This is a genomic window from Nocardioides bruguierae, from assembly GCF_023554635.1.
In the GTDB taxonomy this organism is placed as follows: domain Bacteria; phylum Actinomycetota; class Actinomycetes; order Propionibacteriales; family Nocardioidaceae; genus Nocardioides; species Nocardioides bruguierae.
Genome location: NZ_JAMJPH010000029.1, coordinates 41,825 through 60,452, shown reverse-complemented (window position 1 = coordinate 60,452; position 18,628 = coordinate 41,825). Strand labels below are relative to the sequence as shown.

Genomic DNA, 18,628 nt, shown 5'->3' with positions numbered 1-18,628 from the left:
GGCGCTCAGCCCCGTCCGAAGAGGTTGCTCGGGGTGACGGCCTGGCCGCCGCTGACCCGCGACTGGTCGGTGAGCAGGGCGAAGGCCAGCTCGCCCTGCTGCTGGGCGAGCAGCACCCGCTGCGCCTCGCGCTGGTCCAGCGAGAGCGTGATGAGGGTGCGGGGCAGCTGCTCGGTGGTCTCCTCGGTGCCGTCGGAGGAGGTGGTGGTCGTCGTGGTCGTCGTCGGCGTGGTCGAGCCGACCGCGATGACGCCGACCCGGGGGAGCAGCACGCGGGAGTAGGGCTCCTGCGTGCCGTCGGCCTCCACGGTGACCAGGACGGCGACCTCGGAGCCGGGCTCGACGAAGCCGGCGACCCGCGCCGGGTCGGTGAGGTTGACCGAGATGGCCAGCTCGCCGTCGTCCGGGATCTGGAGGCTGGCCGAGGACAGGTCGGCGGTGGAGCCGAGCTTGTCGGCGATCACCTGCTCTCCGGGGTAGAGGGTGGTGAGGGTGACCGCGGTGCCCGCCTCGGCGACGTCCGTCAGCGCTCCCGGCAGCACCTGCGCCTCCGGCACGTCCGCGAGGGCGACCGAGGTGGCCACCGAGGACAGCGGGGTGCCGGCCGGCACGGTGGTCGTGACCACGAGCACCGGCTGGAGGTCGAAGCGGGCCCGCGCCCGGGCGTCGGCCCCGCGCACGTACAGCAGCACGAGCAGCGCTCCCAGGAGCGCCAGCACCACCGCGGCGACCAGCAGGAGACGACGTCGTGCCATGGGCGCACCTTTCGCCGGACCGCCGAGGGTGGGGGGACGGCGCCCGTCGTGGGGAGTGGGGGGAGAGAGGCCGACCCGAACCGGCCCGTGGCCTCGATCGTAGGGCCGGGCCCGTGCCCGGCACCCCCTTTGTCGCCCGCCGGCGTCACCTCTGACCGCACGGTCGACCGGCATGGCCCGAACGGGCCATGCCGGTGGTCATCCCGGGCCACCCGGGCGACCCGAGGTCCGGACCTCAGGTGTCGCCCGGTGCGTCAGCGTGGCCGGGTGCGTGGGCGTGGCCGGGTGCGCGGGCGTCGCCGTGCGTCAGCGGTAGAGGTCGTCGACCTCGTGCCGCACCTCGCGCATCACCACGGCCCGCTTCAGCTTCATGCTCGGGGTCAGCTGGCCGCCCTCCTCGGTCCACTGGTCGGCGAGCACGGTGAACTTCTTGATCGCCTCGGCGTGCGAGACGGCGAGGTTCGCCTGGTCCACGGCCTGCTGGAGCTCGGCGTGCAGGTCGGGGTCGCTGACGAGGGCGGCGAGGTCGGTGGGTCGGCCGTGGTTCTCGGCCCAGGTCGGCAGGTACTCGTGGTCGAGGGTGAGGATCGCGCCGATGAACGGCCGCTGGTCGCCCACGACGACGCACTGGTCGACCAGCGGGTGCTGGCGCAGCCGGTCCTCCAGCACGGCCGGGGCGACGTTCTTGCCGCCGGCCGTCACGATGATCTCCTTCTTGCGGCCGGTGATCCGCACGAACCCGTCGGCGTCGATCTCGCCGATGTCGCCGGAGTGGAACCACCCGTCGGCGTCCACCACCTCGGCCGTCGCGGAGGGGTTGTGCCAGTAGCCGCCGAACACCTGGTCGCCGCGCCACAGCAGCTCCCCGTCGTCCGCGACCCGCACGGTGGTGCCCTGGAAGGGACGGCCGACGGTGCCGACGCGGATGGCGCCGGGCAGGTTGGCGGCGAGCGCGGCGGTGGTCTCGGTGAGGCCGTAGCCCTCGAGCACGGTGAGGCCCAGGCCGCGGAAGAAGTGGGTGAGCCGCTCACCGAGCGGCGCGCCGCCCGAGATGGCGTAGCGGCAGCGGCCGCCGAGCGCCGTGCGCAGCTTGGCGTAGACCAGCCGGTCGAAGACCGCGTGCCGCAGCCGGAGGCCGAGGCCCGGCCGACCGTCCGCGTCCAGGGCCTGCGACCACTCGATCGCGGTGTCCGCGGCCTTGCCGAAGATCGCGCCGCGCCCCTCGGAGTAGGCCTTCTGGGAGGCGCCGTTGAACACCTTCTCGAAGACCCGCGGCACCGCGAGGATGAACGTGGGACGGAACGACGCGAGGTCGACCATCAGGTTCTTGACGTCGGGTGCGTGGCCCAGCCGGGCGCGGCTGATCACGCAGCCCACCTGGATGATCCGGGCGAAGACGTGCGCCAGCGGCAGGAACAGCAGCGTGGCCGCGTCCTCCTCGGAGAAGAGGTCCTCGAGCTCGCCGACGGCGACGCCCAGCTCGTAGAGGAAGTTGCCGTGGGTCAGGGCGCAGCCCTTGGGGCGGCCGGTGGTGCCCGAGGTGTAGACGATCGTGGCCACGGTCTCGGGGCCCAGCGCCTCGCGCCGCGCGTCCAGGGCGGCGTCCTCGACGCTGCCACCGAGGCGGTCGAGCTCGGCGACGGCGCCGTCCTCGATCGTCCAGACGTGGTCGAGGGCCGGGAGGTCCCCGCGCACCTCGGCGATCCGCTCGGCGTGCTCGGCGGTCTCGACGAGCGCCACCCGGGCGCCGGAGTCGCTCATGATCCAGGTGACCTGCTCGGCGGAGGAGGTCTCGTAGACCGGCACGGTCACCGCGCCGGCGAACCAGATGGCGTAGTCCAGCAGCGTCCACTCGTAGCGGGTCTTGGACATGAGCGCCACGCGGTCGCCCGGCTGGACGCCGGCGGCGACCAGGCCCCGCGCCGCGGACCGGACCTCGGCCAGGAACTCCGCGCAGGTGACGTCGGTCCACCCGGAGCCGGAGCGCCGGGAGAACTGCACGTCGTCGGGGTGCTCGGAGGCGTTGCGGACGACGGCCTGGGTCAGGTCGGTGTCGTCGGGCAGCCGGAGGGTCAACGGGTGGGTGAACTCACGCACGTCGGGCACGCTACCGCCCGGCGCCGGGCCCGCGGCCGGTCAGGGCCCGACCGGCGGGTAGCCACCCCCGCGGTGGGCCGTGGAGGCCACGAGCCGGACGGGAGGATCTAGTACGCTCACCGGCGCGTGGCCGGGCCCGGGCACGAGGGTGCTGCGGGTCGGTCGTGCCCGCGTCCGCACACGTTGAGGGGAAGAGTCCGGTGGCTGAGCAGACCACGTCGTCCATCGTCGTCCAGGCGCCGCCGTCCGAGGTGATGGCGGTCATCGCCGACTTCGACTCCTACCCCGACTGGGCCAAGGGGATGACCAAGGTCGAGGTGCTCTCCACCGGGCCCGACGGCCGGGCCGAGCAGGTCTTCTTCGCCGTGGACGTCTCGCCCATCAAGGACGAGTACACCCTCGGCTACACCTGGCACGGCGACAGCGAGGTCCGCTGGACGCTCGTCGAGGGCGGGATGCTCAAGACGCTCGACGGCGCCTACGAGCTGCGCGACCTCGGCGGCTCGACCGAGGTGACCTACAGCCTCGCCCTCGACGTCAGCCTGCCGCTCATCGGCATGCTCAAGCGCAAGGGCGAGAAGATCCTCATCGACTCCGCGCTCAAGGGGCTCAAGAAGCGCGTCGAGCAGGGGGCCTGAGCCACCATCGGCGCCAGCACCTGGACCGACGGGCAGGACCCGGACGGTCGTGACGACGTGGGCCGGGCGGACGCACCGGCGGGGCAGGACCGGCCCGAGGAGCCCGTGGGCTCCCTCGCCGAGGAGGCCCGGCTGCTGCTCGGCGTGCTCACCGACCTCGCCCGGGGCGGCGACGGCACCGCGGCCGGCGGCGACGCGCAGGACGGTCCTGGTCCCCGTCCCGGTCCTGCCGAGGGCTCCGGGAACGGTAACGGGGACGGTGGGAGCACCGGACCCGGGCAGCACCAGTGCCTGGGCTGGTGCCCCGTGTGCCGCGGCGCGGACCTGGCCCGGCACGTGACGCCGGAGGTCCGGGCGCACCTGGCCCAGGCCGGCTCCTCGCTGCTGGCCGCGGCCGTCGGGCTGCTGGCCGGGCAGGCGGGCGGCCAGTCGGGCGGCCAGGCGGGCGGCCAGTCGGGCGGGCAGGCGGACCCGGGCCACCCCGAGGCGCCCCGGACCTCACCCGGGGACGGCGACCCGACCCCGGCAGGACACAATGCGGAGGGTGCGGGCGAGGGCCGCGCCGACCGGGCAGCGGACCCCGCGCCCGGGCACGACCCCCACGACGGGGCGCCCCTGGAGGAGGAGCAGTGACCCTGACCTGCGGCATCGACATCGGCGGGACGAAGATCCTGGGCGGGGTCGTGGACCCCGACGGGACGATCCTCGCCGAGCTGCGCGTCGACTCCCCGGCGTCGGACCCCGAGGCCATCGAGCAGGCCGTCGCGGGCCTGGTGCGGGCGCTGTGCGCCGACCACGACGTCTCCGCGGTGGGCGTGGGCGCGGCCGGCTACGTGGACAAGGCACGCTCCAACGTCATGTTCGCGCCGAACATCGCCTGGCGCGACGTGCCCATGCGGGCGGCGCTGGAGGCCGACCTGGGCCTCCCGGTCGTCGTCGAGAACGACGCCAACGCCGCGGCCTGGGGCGAGTTCCGCTTCGGCGCCGGCGAGGACGTCGACGACCTGCTCCTCGTCACCGTCGGCACGGGCATCGGCGGCGGGCTCGTCCTCGACGGCGAGCTCTACCGTGGCGCCTTCGGCGTCGGCGCTGAGATCGGCCACATGCGGATGGTGCCCGGCGGCGTCCTGTGCGGCTGCGGCAACCGCGGCTGCTACGAGCAGTACGCGTCCGGCTCCGCCCTGGTGCGCGAGGCGCGCGACGCCGCCCGCGGCGGCTCGCTGCTGGCCCGCGAGGTCCTCGACCTGGCCGACGGGGACGTCGACCGCATCTCCGGGCCGCTCATCACCCGTGCTGCCCAGGCCGGGGACCCCTTCGCCACCGAGCAGCTCGCCGAGCTCGGCCGCTGGCTGGGGGAGGGCATCGCCTCGCTCACGGCGGTGCTGGACCCGGCCGTCGTCGTCATCGGCGGCGGCGTCTCCGAGGCCGAGGACCTGCTCCTCGAGCCCGCACGCCGCGCCTTCCGCAGCCAGCTCGCCGGCCGGGGCCACCGCCCCGAGCTGTCCATCCGCAAGGCCCAGCTGGGCAACCGTGCCGGGCTGATCGGCGCGGCGGACCTGGCCCGGAGGTGAGTCTGTTGCCCCTCGCCTACACCGGAGCAGGCCTGCGCCCCGTCGTCATCGGCGTCGACGTCGGTGGCACCAAGGTCATGGCCGCCGAGATCGCGCCCGACGGCGAGGTCCTCTCGGTCGCCCACGCCTCCACGCCCGGACGCCGGGTCGAGGTCGAGCTCGTCGAGGCCGCGCTCACCCAGGCGGTCACCGAGGTGGCAGCCGGCCGCCGCGTCGCCGGGGTCGGCCTGGCCGCCGCCGGCTTCGTCGACTCCACCGGTGAGCGCGTCATGTTCGCCCCGCACCTGCCCTGGCGCGGCCACCAGGTCCGCGCGCGGCTCGCCGAGCGCTGGCAGGTGCCGGTGTTCCTGGACAACGACGCCAACTGCGCCGCCCGGGCCGAGACCGACTACGGCGCCGCCGTCGGCGCCCACGACGCGCTCGTCATCACCCTCGGCACCGGCATCGGCGGCGCCGTCGTGCTCGACGGCGTGCTGCACCGCGGCCGCAACGGCATGGCGGGGGAGTTCGGGCACGCCCAGGTCGTGCCCGGCGGCCGCGAGTGCGAGTGCGGCGGCCGGGGCTGCTGGGAGCAGTACTGCTCCGGCAACGCGCTGGTCCGCCACGTCCGTGCCGCCCTGGCCGACGGGGGTGCCGCACCGGCGCTCCTCGGCCTGGCCGACGGTGACGCCGAGGCGGTCACCGGCCCCATGATCACCGAGGCCGCGCGGCTCGGGGACCCGGTCAGCCTCGCCGCGTTCGCCGCCGTCGGCGAGTGGCTGGGCATCGGGGTCGCCAACCTGGTCGCCGCCTACGACCCCGAGGTCGTCGTCATCGGCGGCGGCGTCTCGGCCGCCGAGGACCTGCTCCTCGGCCCGGCCCGCACGGCCCTGGCCGACTCGCTCGTGGGGGCTGCCGACCGCGTCGTCCCGCCCGTGCTGCGCGCCAGCTTCGGGCCCGAGGCGGGCGTCGTCGGCGCGGCCTCGATGGTGCGCGAGGGCCTCGGACGAGGCGCCCGACCGCGCCGCGGCGTGCGCCTGGGTGGCCCGGCCGCGCCGGCGCCGCGGGTCAGAGCCTCGAGCCGTCGTCCCAGGGATCGCGCGGCTCGCGGGGCATCCTCGCGACGAGGTAGATGAACCCGCCGACGAACCAGCCGATCGCCAGGTAGCCCACCAGCGTCGGCAGGCCGAGGCCGGTCAGCAGCACCACCAGCAGCAGCGCCGGTGCGCCGAGCACCCCGGCCCAGGCCAGTGCGAGGTCCGGCTCCGGCCGCGTGATCGGCGGCGGGGCGGGCGGCACGAACCGGTCGGCCGGCTCGACGTCGTCCGCCGTGCTCGGCAGCGGGTCCGCCCAGCTGCCCCAGCCCTCGGACTCCGCCTCGGCGCGCTCGCGTCGCCGCGCCTCCTCCGCACGCGACTCGCGACGCCGTCGGAACCAGCTGCCGGTGCGACCGGCCCCCTCGTCCACTCCTGGGTGCGCGTCCTGGCCGGCGGCCCAGCGACCCTCGAGGTCGGCCAGCTCGGGGTGCTCGCCGGCGCGTGCCTCGGCCGCGAGCTCCTCGGGGGGAGGCGCCGGGGCGGCCCAGGGCGCGGGCGCCGCGTCGGCGGCGGACTCGCCCGGCCGCTCGCCCGGCCGCTCGTGCGGGGCCTCGTTCGCGGCGTCGCTCCCGGCGGCGGGGGCAGCGTCGTCCCGGTCGGCGGTGTCGGCCTCCGGCCGCGACGGTGCGGGCGGGTCGGCGATGGGCGGCAGCACGGCCTCGGTGGGCTCGGCCCGGTCGCCGGTACCCGCTGGGTCGGCGTCCGCCGACGGCTCGTCCTCGGACTGGTCGAAGAGGTGGGTGTCGGGGTCGGAGATGCTCGGGCGGTGGGCCCGCGCCTCACGCTCGCGGCGCGCGTCCTCGATCCGACGGAGCTGGTCGGGGCTCACGTCGGGCTCGGCGTCGATGGTCACCCGCTCGCCGTAGTTCTCCACGATCGAGCGCCACGCCTCGTCGTCCTCGTCGCTCCACTGACCCACCTGCTCAGCCTAGGCGCTGGGTGCGCACCGAGGGCAGGCCCTCCACGAACTCGATCGAGGAGGAGACGATCCTCGGCAGGTCGTGGTCGAGGGTCGCGACGTGGAAGGAGTCGGGCAGGGCCACCCGCGTCACCGGCCCCGCGACGCCGGCGGTGATGATCGGCTCCGAGGCCTCGTCCACCACGTGGTCGACGTCCGAGCGCAGGTACAGCACGGGTGCCGTGACCCGCCCGAGGTCGCGCCGGACCCCGGCCCAGCCCCGCATCATCGAGGCGGCCGCGCGCAGCGGCGTGCGGTCGTAGCCCTGCTCGCTGACGCCCGGCTTGGCGATGTCGCCGGCGATCCCGGGGAACGAGCCGACCAGGTGCTGGAGGAGGGGGAGGGCCAGCACGTCCTTGCGGTGGGTGGCCACCGCCGGGTTCACGAGGACCACGCCGTCGACCGCGTCGGGCCGGTCGGCCGCCAGGCGCAGCACCAACGCCCCGCCCATCGACAGCCCGGCGGCCACGACGACGTCGCAGGTCGCTCGGAGCCGGTCGTGCGCGGCGAGCACCTCGGCGCACCAGTCGTCCCACCCGGTGGTGTTGCAGTCCTGCCACGTGGTGCCGTGACCGGGCAGCCGCGGCACCTCCACCGCCCAGCCCCGTGCGCCCAGCTCCTCGGCCCACGGCTTCATCGCGGCGGGCTGGCCGGTGAACCCGTGCTGCACGAGCACGCCCACGCGGGGCTCGCCCTCGCGGGGCCGGGGCGGACGGGACCAGGGCTCGGCACCGGGCAGCAGCGCAGGAGCGCCCGACGAGGGCCCGGCCGCGGGGGTCGTGTGAGGTGGCACACGCCCATCCTGGGGCACGGCGGAGGCCGACGCCAGGGGCGTGGGGCACGGTCCGCGGCACGGCCCGGTGGTCGGCCCGGTGGTCGGCCCTGGTGGTCGGCCCTGGTGGAGGCGGGGGGTGGACCCCGGACGGTTCTGCTCTAGGGTGCGGGTGACGGACACGGGGTCCGTCACCTCGACCCGGCTCGGCGGAGGTGCGCGGATGTTCTACTGGTTCCTGAAGTGGATCGCTCTGGGACCGTTCCTGCGCGCCGTCTTCCGCCCCCGCGTCACCGGCGCCGACCACGTGCCGCTCGAGGGCCCCGCGATCCTCGCCAGCAACCACCTCTCCTACGCGGACTGGCTGTTCATGCCGCTGACCCTGTCGCGGCGTGTCACGTTCGTCGCGAAGGCCGAGTACTTCACCGGCACTGGCATCAAGGGCTGGCTCCAGAAGACCTTCTTCTCCGGGTCCGGCCAGGTGCCGATCGACCGGTCCGGCGCCGACGCGGCCGCCGGCGCCATGCTCTCGGCCAAGCGCGTCCTCGCCGAGGGCGGCCTGTTCGGCATCTACCCCGAGGGCACCCGCAGCCACGACGGTCGGCTGTACCGCGGCAAGACGGGCGTGGCCCGGCTCGCCCTGGAGACCGGCGTCCCGGTCATCCCGTGCGCCGTCGTCGGCACGGACGTCGTGGCGCCCCCCGGCAAGAAGTTCGGCGCGTTCACCCGGCCCGTCGTCCTCTTCGGCGAGCCCCTGGACTTCAGCCGGTACGAGGGCCTGGCCAACGACCGCTACATCCTGCGCTCGGTGACCGACGAGATCATGTACGAGATCATGCGGCTCTCCGGACAGGAGTACGTGGACATGTACGCCACGCGCGCCAAGGAGGAGGCCAAGCGGGCCGAGGCCGAGGCCGCGATCGAGGCCGCGCACGAGCAGCGCAAGGCCTCCTGACCCGGGGACACCCGCCGAGCACTGCGTGACGATCCACTCCACCCACCCGTTCGCCACCGACGACGACCCGGTGCGCCGCTTCCGCGGGCGCCTGGGCGGGTCCGTGTCGCTGTGGTGCGCCGGCGACGGCGCCACCCGCGCCGGCCTCACCGTCACCTCGCTGCTGCTCGCCCACGGCGAGCCGCCCCGGCTGCTGGCGCTGCTCGACCCGGACGCCGACCTCACCGAGGAGCTGCGGGAGACCGGCACCGCCGCCGTCTCGCTGCTCTCCTGGCGCGACCGGATGCTCGCCGAGGTCTTCGCCGGCCTCGCCCCGAGCCCCGGTGGCCCCTTCCGCGCCGCCACCTTCACCGACACCGCGTGGGGCCCGCGCCCCGCGGACGCGGCCGCGTGGGCGGGGGTGCGGCTGGAGTCCGAGCGCGAGGTCGGCTGGTCGGCCGAGGTCACCTGCGTCCTCGAGCACGCCGAGGTCGGCGAGGAGCGGCACGACGCCGCCGACGACCAGCCCCTGGCCCACCGGCGCGGTCGCTACCTGCGCTGGCCGGAGCCCTCGTGACGGACGCCGACGCGCAGGCCCCCGACGAGCTGCTGACCCTCGCCGACGGCCTCTACGCGCTCGGCCTCGGAGAGTTCACCGCCGCCCGCGACGCCCTGGTGCGCGAGCACCGCGGCACGGCGCTCGCGGCCGGGCTCAAGGCGCTGCGCAAGCCCGCCACGGCCGCCTGGGTCGTCGACCTGCTGGTGCGGGTCGAGGGCGAGCAGGTCGACCAGGTCCTCGCCCTCGGCGAGGCGCTGCGGGAGGCCCAGGCCGCGCTCTCGGGGGACGCGCTGCGCGAGCTGACCAAGCAGCGTCGTCAGCTGGTCGCGGCCGTCACCACGACCGCCCGGCAACGCTCCCGCGAGCACGGGCTGCGGGTCACCGAGGCGGTCGCCGCGCAGGTCGAGGCCACGCTGACGGCCGCGATGGTGGACCCCGGCTGCGCCGAGGCGGTGCGCTCCGGGCTGTTGGTGGCGCCCCTGGCCAGCACCGGGGTCGAGGCCGTCGACGTCTCCGCCGCCGTGGCCCTGCCCGCCGCGCTCGGGCACCGGGCGGCGCCGGTGACCGGCGGCACCGACGACGAGGGCGGGTCGCCACCCGTGCTGCGCGTCGTGCCCGATCCCGAGGCGGACGCCAAGGCCCGCCGCGAGGCCGAGGACGCGCTCACCGAGGCCGAGGCCGTGGTGAGCGCGGTGGAGGCCGAGCACGCCGAGGCCCAGGCGGACGTGGACCGGCTCAACGCCCGGGCCATGGAGCTGGCCGCCCAGCTCGACGAGGTGCGCCGTCGCGCGGCCGAGCTGGAGGCGGCCGCCGACGAGGCCGACGCCGAGCTGGAGGAGGCCGAGGACGCCCGGGACGAGCAGACCGTGCTGCTCGAGGACGCGGTGCGCGAGCGGGACGAGGCCCGCGCCGCGCTCGACCGCCTGGGCTGAGGCAGCGGCCGGGGGAGCGCCCTGCCGGCTCAGCCCCTGGGGCCCGGGAGCACCACGCGGGCCGCGGCCACCGCGGGCTCCTCGCCCGCTCCGCCGTCGAGCGCGCTCCGGTCCAGCAGCACGCCGACCCGCAGCGCGGTGCCCAGGAGCGCCGGCGCGTCGGTGAGCACCGTGACGGCCGGGGCCTCCTCGGGCAGCGCCTCGACGGGCACGTCGGCCGGACGACGGGCCAGGGCGGTCGTGGTGAGGTGCTCGACGCCGCGGGTGGCCCGGGCCAGCAGCCAGCTGCCGAGGTCGCCGAGCACGTAACGTTCCGCGGCCACCTCCTCCCAGGTGCGGGGCGCGTCGGCCGCCCACCAGGCCGGCCCGACGCCGCCGGTCAGCGCCGGCAGGGGCGAGCCCAGGGTCTCGGCGTCCCAGCAGCACCAGACCTCGGCGGCCACCGCGACGCCCGTGGGCAGCGGGGACGCGGCGGTGCGACCCGCCAGCACAGCCCGGCCGGCCTCGTCCACGGCGCGCCAGACGGCGTCCAGGCCCAGCACCTCGGCGGGGCCGGCCGGCCCCTGCGCGGTCCGGGTCGCCAGCGGGGCGGCCTGCGTGGCCAGCACCGCGCCGCCGGCGTCCAGGAGGACGGCGGTGACGCCGGTGACGGCGAGGTCCAGGCCGAGCGCGGCCGGGGCGGGCACGCTCAGGAGCCCTCGCCCCGCACGATGGCGAGGACGCGGCGGTCGACCCAGGAGAGGTCCTCGGCGACGCGCATCTCGTAGTTCTCGCAGCCCACCCAGGCGGCGATCGTCTCCTGGCCGGAGGCCTGCGCGTGGGCCAGCAGCTCGGCCTCGAGGTCGGGCGTCATCGGCACCTTCTCCTCCTCGGTCGAGGCGGTCAGGTACAGGTCGTTGAGGTCCAGCAGACGGGCCAGCTCGGTCACGGGGGCGGGGTGGTCGTCGACGCGGAGGTCGACCGCGACGTCGTCGAAGCCCGAGTACCCCGCCTCGTCCCGGACGACGAAGAGGGCGGCGGACTGGCGGCCGCGGCGGTCGCCCCCGGCCTCGTCGCCGGCGGTCAGCGCCCGGAGCAGCCGGTGGGCCAGGGGGAGCGTGGGGTCGGCGGCCAGGAAGGCGGACTCGACGGCCTGCACGACCTCGGGGCCGGTGAGCACGTTGCCTTGGATCGCGTAGCCGTCGCCGGTGAGGCCTCCGGCCCAGTCCAGGCAGGAGGAGCCGGTGTGGGTCACGGCGTTGCCGTCGACGTCGACGAGGCCGACCTGGCGGTGCTCGCGGCCCTCGTCGTCCTCGAGCAGGGAGGCGAGCGCGACCTCGGCGGTGGCGCCCTCGGCCAGGTGGGAGAGGGCGAGGCCCTTGTAGGCCACGTTGGCGGCGGCCTGGGTGGCGATGGCCCCGACGCCGGCGACGGCGGCGGGGACGGCGGAGCCGACCGCGAGGAACTTGGACGCGACGGCGACGCCCCAGGACTCACCGTCGGCGGACCGGGCGACGATCGAGAAGGTCATGGGCCGGACCCTACTCAGGGCGCGGCCGGCCGCGCCCCGCCCGCCCGAGGGGTCGTGCTCGGGGCCCTGTGCGTGCCTCGTCCGCGCCTCGTCCGGCATGCGTCACGATGACCGGGGCCCGGCTACCCGCGCGTACCCTGGCCGGGTGACGATCCCCACCCTCGACGCCCTGCACGCCATGGGCGCCAAGCAGCAGCCCACGTACCCGGACGCGGAGGCGCTGAGCAGCGCCGTCGCGCGCCTGCGCACGATGCCGCCGCTGGTCTTTGCCGGTGAGTGCGACGAGCTCACCGCCAAGATGGCCGCGGTGACCCGCGGCGAGGCCTTTCTGCTCCAGGGCGGGGACTGCGCGGAGACCTTCGACGGCGTGACCGCCGACAACGTGCGCAACAAGCTGCGCACGCTGCTCCAGATGGCCGTCGTGCTCACCTACGCCGGCTCCGTGCCGGTCGTGAAGCTCGGCCGGCTGGCCGGCCAGTACGCCAAGCCGCGCTCCTCCGACATGGAGACCCGCACGGTCGACGGCCAGGACATCACCCTGCCCGCCTACCGCGGCGACGCCGTCAACGGCTTCGACTTCACCCCCGAGTCCCGCATCCCCGACCCGCAGCGGCTGCTGGACGTCTACAACGCCTCCGCGGCGACCCTGAACCTGGTCCGCGCTTTCGTGACCGGCGGCTACGCCGACCTGCGCCAGGTGCACACCTGGAACACCGATTTCGTGAAGTCCTCGCCGGCCGGTCAGCGCTACGAGGCCACGGCCCACGACATCGACAAGGCGCTGGCGTTCATGGAGGCCATCGGCGCCGACCCCGACGAGCTGCGCCGGGTCGACTTCTACTCCAGCCACGAGGCGCTGCTGATGGAGTACGAGCACGCGATGACGCGCGTCGACTCGCGCACCCAGGGCAGCTACAACGTCTCCGGGCACTTCGTGTGGATCGGCGAGCGCACCCGCGACCTCGACGGTGCCCACGTGGAGTACTTCCGGCACCTGCGCAACCCGATCGGCTGCAAGCTCGGCCCGACCGCCACGGCCGACGACGCGCTCGCCCTGGCCGCGAAGCTGAACCCGCAGAACGAGCCCGGCCGTCTCACCTTCATCACCCGCTTCGGCGCCGACAAGGTGCGCGACGGGCTGCCCGGCCTGGTCGAGAAGGTCACCGCCGAGGGCGTCCAGGTGGCCTGGGTCTGCGACCCGATGCACGGCAACACCTTCACCTCCTCGACCGGCTACAAGACGCGGCGCTTCGACGACGTCATCGACGAGGTCCAGGGCTTCTTCGACGTGCACCGCGGCCTGGGCACCTGGCCCGGCGGCATCCTCGTCGAGATGACCGGTGACGACGTCACCGAGTGCATCGGCGGCGGCGAGGAGCTGGACGAGCAGGGGCTCGCGCACCGCTACGAGTCGGTCGTGGACCCGCGCCTGAACCGGGTGCAGTCCATCGAGCTGGCCTACCTCGTCGCGGAGATGCTCAAGCAGGCCTGAGCGCAGCGAAGGGCTGCTGACCCTCGAGGAGGGTCGAGGAGCCGAGCGCGGACCGAGCCTGCGAGGGACGCTCTCGGCGTCTCGAGACACACAAGCAGGCCTGAGCGAGGCCCACCGGTGGTCGAGGTGTGAGGGCGTCCACGCCCGAGCCTCGAGACCGCCGGGTCCGCACCGACGCCCCGTCCCCTCGCACGAGGGGGCGGGGCGTCGCCGCGTCCGGCCCGGTGTGAGGATGCGGGAGTGATCGACCTGCGCTCCGACACCCTGACCCGACCCACCGAGGCGATGCGCGCGGCCATGGCCGCGGCCGAGGTGGGCGACGACGTCTACGGCGAGGACCCCACCGTCAACGCGCTCGAGGAGCGCGTGGCGGCGCTGTTCGGCAAGGAGGCGGCCGTCTTCACCCCCACCGGCTCGCTGGCCAACGTCCTGGCCGTGGCGTCCGTGGTGGAGCCGGGCCAGGAGGTGCTGTGCGAGGCCAGCGCCCACATCGCCCGTGCGGAGCTCGGCGCGCACGGCGCGGTCACCGGGGTCACGATGCGCACCTGGCGCCACCCGTCCGGCGCCCCGGACCACGAGCAGATCGCCGACATGCTCGCCCCCGACATGGGCCCCTACTTCGTGGCGACGGCCGCGATCTCGGTCGAGAACACCCACAACTTCGCCGGCGGCACCGTCACCGACATCGAGGACCTGCGCCGTCTGCGGTCCTTCGCGGACGAGGCGGGCGTGGCCGTGCACGTCGACGGTGCCCGGCTCTGGAACGCCCACGTCGCGACCAGCACACCGCTGAGCGCGTACGGCGAGGTCGCCGACGTGCTGGCGGTCTGCCTCTCCAAGGGGCTGGGCGCGCCCGTCGGCTCGCTCATGGTCGGCACGGCCGACGCGGTCGCGACCGCCCGGGTGCGGCGCAAGCGCCTGGGCGGCGGCATGCGCCAGGTGGGCATCCTCGCCGCCGCCGGCCTGCACGCGCTGGACCACCACGTCGAGCGGCTCGCCGAGGACCACGCGCACGCCCGGCTGCTGGCGGAGGCGCTGGGCGTCGACCCGGCCACCTGCCCCACGAACATCGTGGTCGCCCAGCGTCCCGACGCCCCCGCGTTCGTCGCCCGGGCCGCCGAGGCCGGGGTGCGGATCTCCGCCGTCGGCCCGCGCACGGTCCGCGCGGTCACCCACCTGGACGTCTCCCGGGGCCAGGCCGAGAAGGCCGCCGGCGTCCTCGCCTCGCTCTGAGGCTCCCGCCGACTCGGTGGTGCCGGGGGTCGCGGGGGAGACTGCGCCCATGAGCACCACGCAGCGGCTGGACAGCAGCGAGCAGACCCTCCGCAACCCGATCGGCACCCACGTGACGGTCGGCAAGGGCCTGGCGAGCGGCGCGCTGGTCGACGCGCTGGCGCTGGGCGCGGAGACGCTCCAGGTCTTCGTCGGCAACCCCCGTGGCTGGGCGCTCTCGGCGGGGAAGCCCGCGGAGGACGCGGCGTTCAAGGAGCGCACGGCCGAGCTGGGCGTGCGCTCGTTCATCCACACGCCCTACCTGGTGAACCTGGGGTCCCCGACGCCGGCGACCTACGAGAAGTCCGTCGCGGTCGTGGCCCACAACCTGCGCCGCGCGGTCGAGATCGGCGCGGAGGGCGTGGTGGTGCACACCGGCTCGTTCGTCGACCCCGACCCGGCCGCGAGCGAGGAGCGGTTCGCCGCGGCGATGCGTCAGGTCCGTGAGGGGCTGCTGCCGGTGCTGGAGACGCTGGGCGACGACGCCCCGTGGCTGCTGCTGGAGCCCACCGCCGGGCAGGGCCGCTCGCTGTGCGCCGGCGTCGACGACCTCGAGCACTACCTGGGAGCCCTGGACATGCACCCCAAGGCCGGCGTCTGCCTGGATACCTGCCACGTGTTCGCCGCCGGCGCCCCGCTGGACGAGGCGGGCGGCGCCGCGGCCACGGTCGAGCGGATCGTCGAGATCGGCGGGCCGGACCGCCTGCGGCTCGTGCACGCCAACGACTCGATGGACGTGCGCGGGGCGTTCAAGGACCGGCACCAGAAGATCGGCGAGGGCCACATCGGCGAGGACGCGTTCGCCGAGCTCTTCGGGCACCCGGCGCTGGCCGGCGTCCCGTTCGTGCTGGAGACGCCGGGGAGCCGCGAGGAGACCCGCGACATCGAGCTGCTCAAGAAGCTGCGCGAGCGGGCGCTGGGCTGAGGTCCACCCCGTCGGGAGATGGTCACGGCCCGACCGCGCTGCTCCGCGCGGTCGGGCCGTGTCTCGTCCTCTGCACCTGCGCACCGTCCCGGGGACGCAGGGCAGAAGTCTCAGGGGCAGACGTCCCCGGGGCTCCGAGCCCCCAGGGCCCTCAGCCGAGGACGAGGCCGGTGAGGGTCTGGTTCATGTGGCCCATCCAGGTCTCGCCGTAGGTGTGGAACCCCGCGGCGGGGATGTCGGCGAAGACGTCGCGGAAGGACTCGTGCGCGTGCTGGGCGTCGAGGTCCAGGCGCCGCAGGATGCAGTTGAACAGCAGCGCACCGGAGACCTCCCCGCCCAGCTCGGCCCGGGTGGCCTCCAGCGCGAGCCGGGTCTCGCTGACGATGTCCGTGGCGTCGAGGACCTCGACGGACATCCCCTCGAGGACCTCGCAGTAGAAGACGATGCCGCCTCCGTCGACGACCTGCTGCGGGCTGCGGACGAACGGCTTGCCGTCCATCATCAGCCCCAGCGGGTGCCGCATGAACTGCTCCGAGCCGACCTCGTCGACCTCGCAGCCCACGGCGTCCGCGTAGGCCTCGACGGCCGGGCGGCCGTCGAGCTCCCACACGGTGCGGGTGGCGGCGTCGGCGCGGGTGACGGTGACGCTGCGCCCGAGCTCGCGGAACGAGGCGGTGCGGACGACGGCGAAGGGCACGGCCAGCTCGAGCAGGACCAACGAGGCACCCCGGGTCGAGACCTGCTCGCCGACGCTGACCCAGGTGGACTCGAACTTCAGGTCGTCGCCGGCGGAGCCGCCGACCACGTGCAGCAGGGGAGCGGCGTTGCCCAGGGCGGCGCTCACGGCCTCCTCGGCACCGTGCATGCCGTCCACCAGCAGGACCCCCACCCACCGGGTCGGGTCGAGGTCGCGCAGCGGCCCGACGGCGGTCTCCAGCCGGGCGACGGCGGCCTCGACGCCCTCGCGCACGCCGGCCGCGAGGTCGACCAGCGCGGGCTCGGCACGCAGGACGTGGGCTGCGGGCAGCGCGAACGCGGACACCCCGCCGGTGCCACCGGCGGACTCGGTGAACTCCCCGGCGGTGGAGCAGCCGGTCACCACGGCACCGGGCAGGGCCGCGGCCAGCGGTGCGGCGAGGTCGGCGGCCTCGAGGTCGGAGGAGGCGAAGAACCACACGGCGGCAGGCGCCTGCGCGGCCAGGCGGTCGCTCAGCGTGGCGACGACCTCGCTCGCGGGGCCGGAGGTGTGCACGGAGGTCGCGCGGGCACCGCTGACGCGGGGTCGGGGCGCGGTCGGGACGGTCTGGGTCACGAGGTCTCCTCGAGGGGAAGGGAGGGGGAGCGGCGCCGACGGGCGCGCCCCCGTGGACGGGGAGGCCCGCTGGTCAGGCGGCGTAGCCCATCTCGGCCAGCACGGCGCGGACGCTGCCGAGCAGCGCGGCGTCGGCGGCCTGGTCGGGGCGGATCGCCTTGAGGTTGACGCCGGTGCGCAGCAGCACGCGGGTGCAGACCGGGCTCAGCATCAGCTCGTGCCCGGTGAACTGGGACTGGAGCTCGCGGTAGAGGCCTTCGAGGTTCGAGGCGGCCATGGTTCTCCTCGACGGTGAGGCGGGTGTCACCCCTCTCACTCGGCCGGACCCGCCAGGCGCCTGAGTGAAGACCGCGTGAAGACAGAATGCGGTTGCCCGACCGACCCCGTCCAGGATTCCCTGGTCCCCGACGCTCGGGTATATCTTCACATCGAGATACTTGATGTCGAGATAAAGAGGTGTCGATGAGCACGGACGCTCGGGGCTGGGCCGTACGACTGCGGGACCGGGTGCTCAGCGACGACCCGCTGGTGCGGGCGATGAGCTACCAGTCGGTGCTCTCCGCGTTCGCCGAGGGCACGTTCCTCGCGGGCTCGGCGGTCTACCTCATCCGCGTCGTGGGGCTCACCGGCACCGAGGTCGGCCTCGGCCTCACCGTCGCCGGGCTGGTGACGTTCCTGGTCGCGGTGCCGCTCGGGCGCCTCGCCGACCGGGTGGGCACCCGCCGCACCTGGATCCTCGGCAGCCTCGCCCAGGCGCTCGTGTTCGCCGCCTGGCCGCTGGCCGGTGGGCTGGCCTCGTTCCTGGTCGTCGCGGTGGCCCTGGAGGTGGCCGAGAGCTGGGCCCGGTCGGGCCGCAACGCCTACCGGTTCGCCGTCTTCCCGCGCGAGACCCGGGTCCGGTCGCTGGCCTACATGCGCGCCGCGCGCAACGTCGGCTACAGCCTCGGCGCGCTCGCGGCGGGCCTCGCGCTGGCCGCTCCCGGGCTCACGCTCGTCCAGGCGCTGCCGCTGCTCACCGCCGCCGTCCTGCTCGTCAACACCGTGCTGGTCGCCCGCCTGCCCGTCGTGCGGGAGCCCGGCCGGGAGGCGGCCGCCCGGCCGTCCACGCAGGGCGAGGCCCGTGCCTGGTGGCGACGCACGCGGGACCCGCGCCGCGCCCTGGCCAACCGGGGCTTCCTGCTGACCAGCGTGCTCGACGGCGTCCTCGGCTCGCACCAGGTGCTGCTCAACGTCGTCGTGCCCGTCTGGGTCGTCCAGGAGACCGACGCGCCGCGCGAGCTGGTGGCCGTGCTGTTCGGCCTCAACACGGTGATGGCCGTGACGCTGCAGGTGGCCGCCTCGCGCGGGGTGGCGGACGTCGCCAGCTCGCTGCGCTCCGAGCGTCGTGGTGCCGCCTGCCTGCTGCTGTCGTTCCTGGTGCTGCTCACCACGCACGAGACGCTCGGGTGGGCCACGGTGCTCCTGCTCGTGCTGGGTCACGTGACCATCACCGGCTCCGAGCTGTGGCAGTCGGCCGGGCAGTGGGGCCTGCAGGCCGAGCTCTCCGACCCCGAGCGTCGCGGCGAGTACCAGGGCGTCGCCCAGCTGGGCTACACCGCCGGCAACGTCTGGGCGCCGGCCGCGTTCACGTGGCTGACCATGGGCCAGGGCACGTGGGGCTGGGGCGTGCTGCTGGCGCTCGTCGTGGTGGCCGCGGTCGGGCTGCACCCGGCCGCGCGCGCGGCCGAGCGTCACCTCGCCCGGGTCGCCCCGGAGCCGGCCAGGGTCTGAGCCAGGGTCTGAGCCAGGGTCTGAGCCCGGGTCTGAGCCCGGCTGTGATCCCGGA

Annotated in this window: 19 protein-coding genes; 11 read left to right on the top strand and 8 right to left on the bottom strand. The window is 75.2% G+C overall.

Annotated features, from left to right (window positions below; translation table 11 throughout):
- Window positions 1-5: 5 nt before the first annotated feature.
- A complete protein-coding gene (gene cpaB / locus M8316_RS16685; protein ID WP_250056433.1) occupies window positions 6-755 on the bottom strand; it encodes a Flp pilus assembly protein CpaB in 750 nt (249 codons plus the stop codon).
- A 306-nt stretch (window positions 756-1,061) separates the two neighbouring features.
- A complete protein-coding gene (locus M8316_RS16680; protein WP_250056431.1) occupies window positions 1,062-2,852 on the bottom strand; it encodes an AMP-dependent synthetase/ligase in 1,791 nt (596 codons plus the stop codon).
- A 200-nt stretch (window positions 2,853-3,052) separates the two neighbouring features.
- Between M8316_RS16680 and M8316_RS16675 the strand changes: the two genes are divergently transcribed.
- The 4 genes from M8316_RS16675 to M8316_RS16660 all read left to right on the top strand — a co-directional run bounded on the left by M8316_RS16675 (window position 3,053) and on the right by M8316_RS16660 (window position 6,176).
- Window positions 3,053-3,490, top strand: coding sequence for an SRPBCC family protein (locus tag M8316_RS16675; RefSeq protein ID WP_250056429.1), 438 nt, complete (start codon window positions 3,053-3,055; stop codon window positions 3,488-3,490).
- Window positions 3,491-3,595: 105 nt separating this feature from the next.
- A complete protein-coding gene (locus M8316_RS16670) occupies window positions 3,596-4,123 on the top strand; it encodes a hypothetical protein (protein ID WP_250056428.1) in 528 nt (175 codons plus the stop codon).
- Window positions 4,120-5,061 carry an ROK family glucokinase gene (locus M8316_RS16665; RefSeq protein WP_250056427.1) on the top strand — a complete coding sequence of 314 codons (942 nt, stop codon included), beginning with the start codon at window positions 4,120-4,122 and terminating at the stop codon, window positions 5,059-5,061. Before M8316_RS16670 ends, M8316_RS16665 begins: the two co-directional genes overlap by 4 nt.
- 5 nt (window positions 5,062-5,066) lie before the next feature.
- A complete protein-coding gene (locus M8316_RS16660) occupies window positions 5,067-6,176 on the top strand; it encodes an ROK family protein (RefSeq protein ID WP_250056426.1) in 1,110 nt (369 codons plus the stop codon).
- Here M8316_RS16660 and M8316_RS16655 read toward each other — a convergent pair.
- Both M8316_RS16655 and M8316_RS16650 read right to left on the bottom strand, forming a co-directional pair.
- Window positions 6,109-7,056: a hypothetical protein gene (locus tag M8316_RS16655; RefSeq protein ID WP_250056425.1), complete on the bottom strand. Its 948-nt coding sequence runs from the start codon at window positions 7,054-7,056 to the stop codon at window positions 6,109-6,111. The two genes, M8316_RS16660 and M8316_RS16655, sit on opposite strands and share 68 nt — an antisense overlap.
- A gap of 4 nt (window positions 7,057-7,060) precedes the next feature.
- Window positions 7,061-7,888 (bottom strand): alpha/beta hydrolase, encoded by an 828-nt coding sequence (locus tag M8316_RS16650; RefSeq protein WP_250056424.1) that lies wholly within the window; start codon window positions 7,886-7,888, stop codon window positions 7,061-7,063.
- Window positions 7,889-8,039: 151 nt separating this feature from the next.
- Between M8316_RS16650 and M8316_RS16645 the strand changes: the two genes are divergently transcribed.
- Genes M8316_RS16645 through M8316_RS16635 form a run of 3 tightly spaced genes read left to right on the top strand, consistent with a single transcriptional unit; the run spans window position 8,040 to window position 10,292 of the window.
- Window positions 8,040-8,822: a lysophospholipid acyltransferase family protein gene (locus M8316_RS16645; RefSeq protein ID WP_372490232.1), complete on the top strand. Its 783-nt coding sequence runs from the start codon at window positions 8,040-8,042 to the stop codon at window positions 8,820-8,822.
- 25 nt (window positions 8,823-8,847) lie between these two features.
- A complete protein-coding gene (locus M8316_RS16640) occupies window positions 8,848-9,378 on the top strand; it encodes a flavin reductase family protein (protein WP_250056423.1) in 531 nt (176 codons plus the stop codon).
- The gene (locus M8316_RS16635; RefSeq protein WP_250056421.1) at window positions 9,375-10,292 is read left to right on the top strand and encodes a hypothetical protein; all 918 of its coding nucleotides are present in this window, start codon (window positions 9,375-9,377) and stop codon (window positions 10,290-10,292) included. The genes M8316_RS16640 and M8316_RS16635 overlap by 4 nt, the downstream gene beginning before the upstream one ends.
- A 29-nt stretch (window positions 10,293-10,321) precedes the next feature.
- Here the strand turns inward: M8316_RS16635 and M8316_RS16630 are convergent, their stop codons facing one another.
- On the bottom strand, window positions 10,322-10,978 hold the full coding sequence (locus M8316_RS16630; protein WP_250056419.1) for a hypothetical protein: 657 nt from the start codon (window positions 10,976-10,978) through the stop codon (window positions 10,322-10,324).
- Window positions 10,979-10,980: 2 nt separating this feature from the next.
- The gene (locus M8316_RS16625; protein WP_250056417.1) at window positions 10,981-11,802 is read right to left on the bottom strand and encodes a DUF1028 domain-containing protein; all 822 of its coding nucleotides are present in this window, start codon (window positions 11,800-11,802) and stop codon (window positions 10,981-10,983) included.
- Between the two features lie 97 nt (window positions 11,803-11,899).
- Between M8316_RS16625 and M8316_RS16620 the strand changes: the two genes are divergently transcribed.
- The 3 genes from M8316_RS16620 to M8316_RS16610 all read left to right on the top strand — a co-directional run bounded on the left by M8316_RS16620 (window position 11,900) and on the right by M8316_RS16610 (window position 15,491).
- On the top strand, window positions 11,900-13,294 hold the full coding sequence (locus M8316_RS16620; RefSeq protein ID WP_372490610.1) for a class II 3-deoxy-7-phosphoheptulonate synthase: 1,395 nt from the start codon (window positions 11,900-11,902) through the stop codon (window positions 13,292-13,294).
- A 240-nt stretch (window positions 13,295-13,534) separates the two neighbouring features.
- A complete protein-coding gene (locus M8316_RS16615; RefSeq protein ID WP_250056415.1) occupies window positions 13,535-14,527 on the top strand; it encodes a threonine aldolase family protein in 993 nt (330 codons plus the stop codon).
- Between the two features lie 49 nt (window positions 14,528-14,576).
- Window positions 14,577-15,491, top strand: coding sequence for a deoxyribonuclease IV (locus M8316_RS16610; RefSeq protein ID WP_250056414.1), 915 nt, complete (start codon window positions 14,577-14,579; stop codon window positions 15,489-15,491).
- 151 nt (window positions 15,492-15,642) lie between these two features.
- Here the strand turns inward: M8316_RS16610 and M8316_RS16605 are convergent, their stop codons facing one another.
- Window positions 15,643-16,803, bottom strand: a complete 1,161-nt coding sequence (locus M8316_RS16605) for an FIST signal transduction protein (protein ID WP_250056413.1) — start codon at window positions 16,801-16,803, stop codon at window positions 15,643-15,645.
- Window positions 16,804-16,876: 73 nt separating this feature from the next.
- Window positions 16,877-17,080 carry a hypothetical protein gene (locus tag M8316_RS16600; protein WP_250056412.1) on the bottom strand — a complete coding sequence of 68 codons (204 nt, stop codon included), beginning with the start codon at window positions 17,078-17,080 and terminating at the stop codon, window positions 16,877-16,879.
- Between the two features lie 185 nt (window positions 17,081-17,265).
- On the opposite strand from M8316_RS16600, the gene M8316_RS16595 reads away from it, so the two are divergent.
- The gene (locus tag M8316_RS16595) at window positions 17,266-18,573 is read left to right on the top strand and encodes an MFS transporter (protein WP_250056411.1); all 1,308 of its coding nucleotides are present in this window, start codon (window positions 17,266-17,268) and stop codon (window positions 18,571-18,573) included.
- The last annotated feature ends 55 nt before the right edge of the window (window positions 18,574-18,628 follow it).

What these genes read in the sequence shown, in the direction of transcription:
- cpaB (WP_250056433.1), bottom strand. Translation starts at nt 755, where the DNA reads ATGGCACGACGTCGTCTCCTGCTGGTCGCCGCGGTGGTGCTGGCGCTC.
- M8316_RS16625 (WP_250056417.1), bottom strand. Translation starts at nt 11,802, where the DNA reads ATGACCTTCTCGATCGTCGCCCGGTCCGCCGACGGTGAGTCCTGGGGC.
- M8316_RS16620 (WP_372490610.1), top strand. Translation starts at nt 11,900, where the DNA reads ATGCGTCACGATGACCGGGGCCCGGCTACCCGCGCGTACCCTGGCCGG.
- M8316_RS16610 (WP_250056414.1), top strand. Translation starts at nt 14,577, where the DNA reads ATGAGCACCACGCAGCGGCTGGACAGCAGCGAGCAGACCCTCCGCAAC.
- M8316_RS16600 (WP_250056412.1), bottom strand. Translation starts at nt 17,080, where the DNA reads ATGGCCGCCTCGAACCTCGAAGGCCTCTACCGCGAGCTCCAGTCCCAG.
- M8316_RS16595 (WP_250056411.1), top strand. Translation starts at nt 17,266, where the DNA reads ATGAGCACGGACGCTCGGGGCTGGGCCGTACGACTGCGGGACCGGGTG.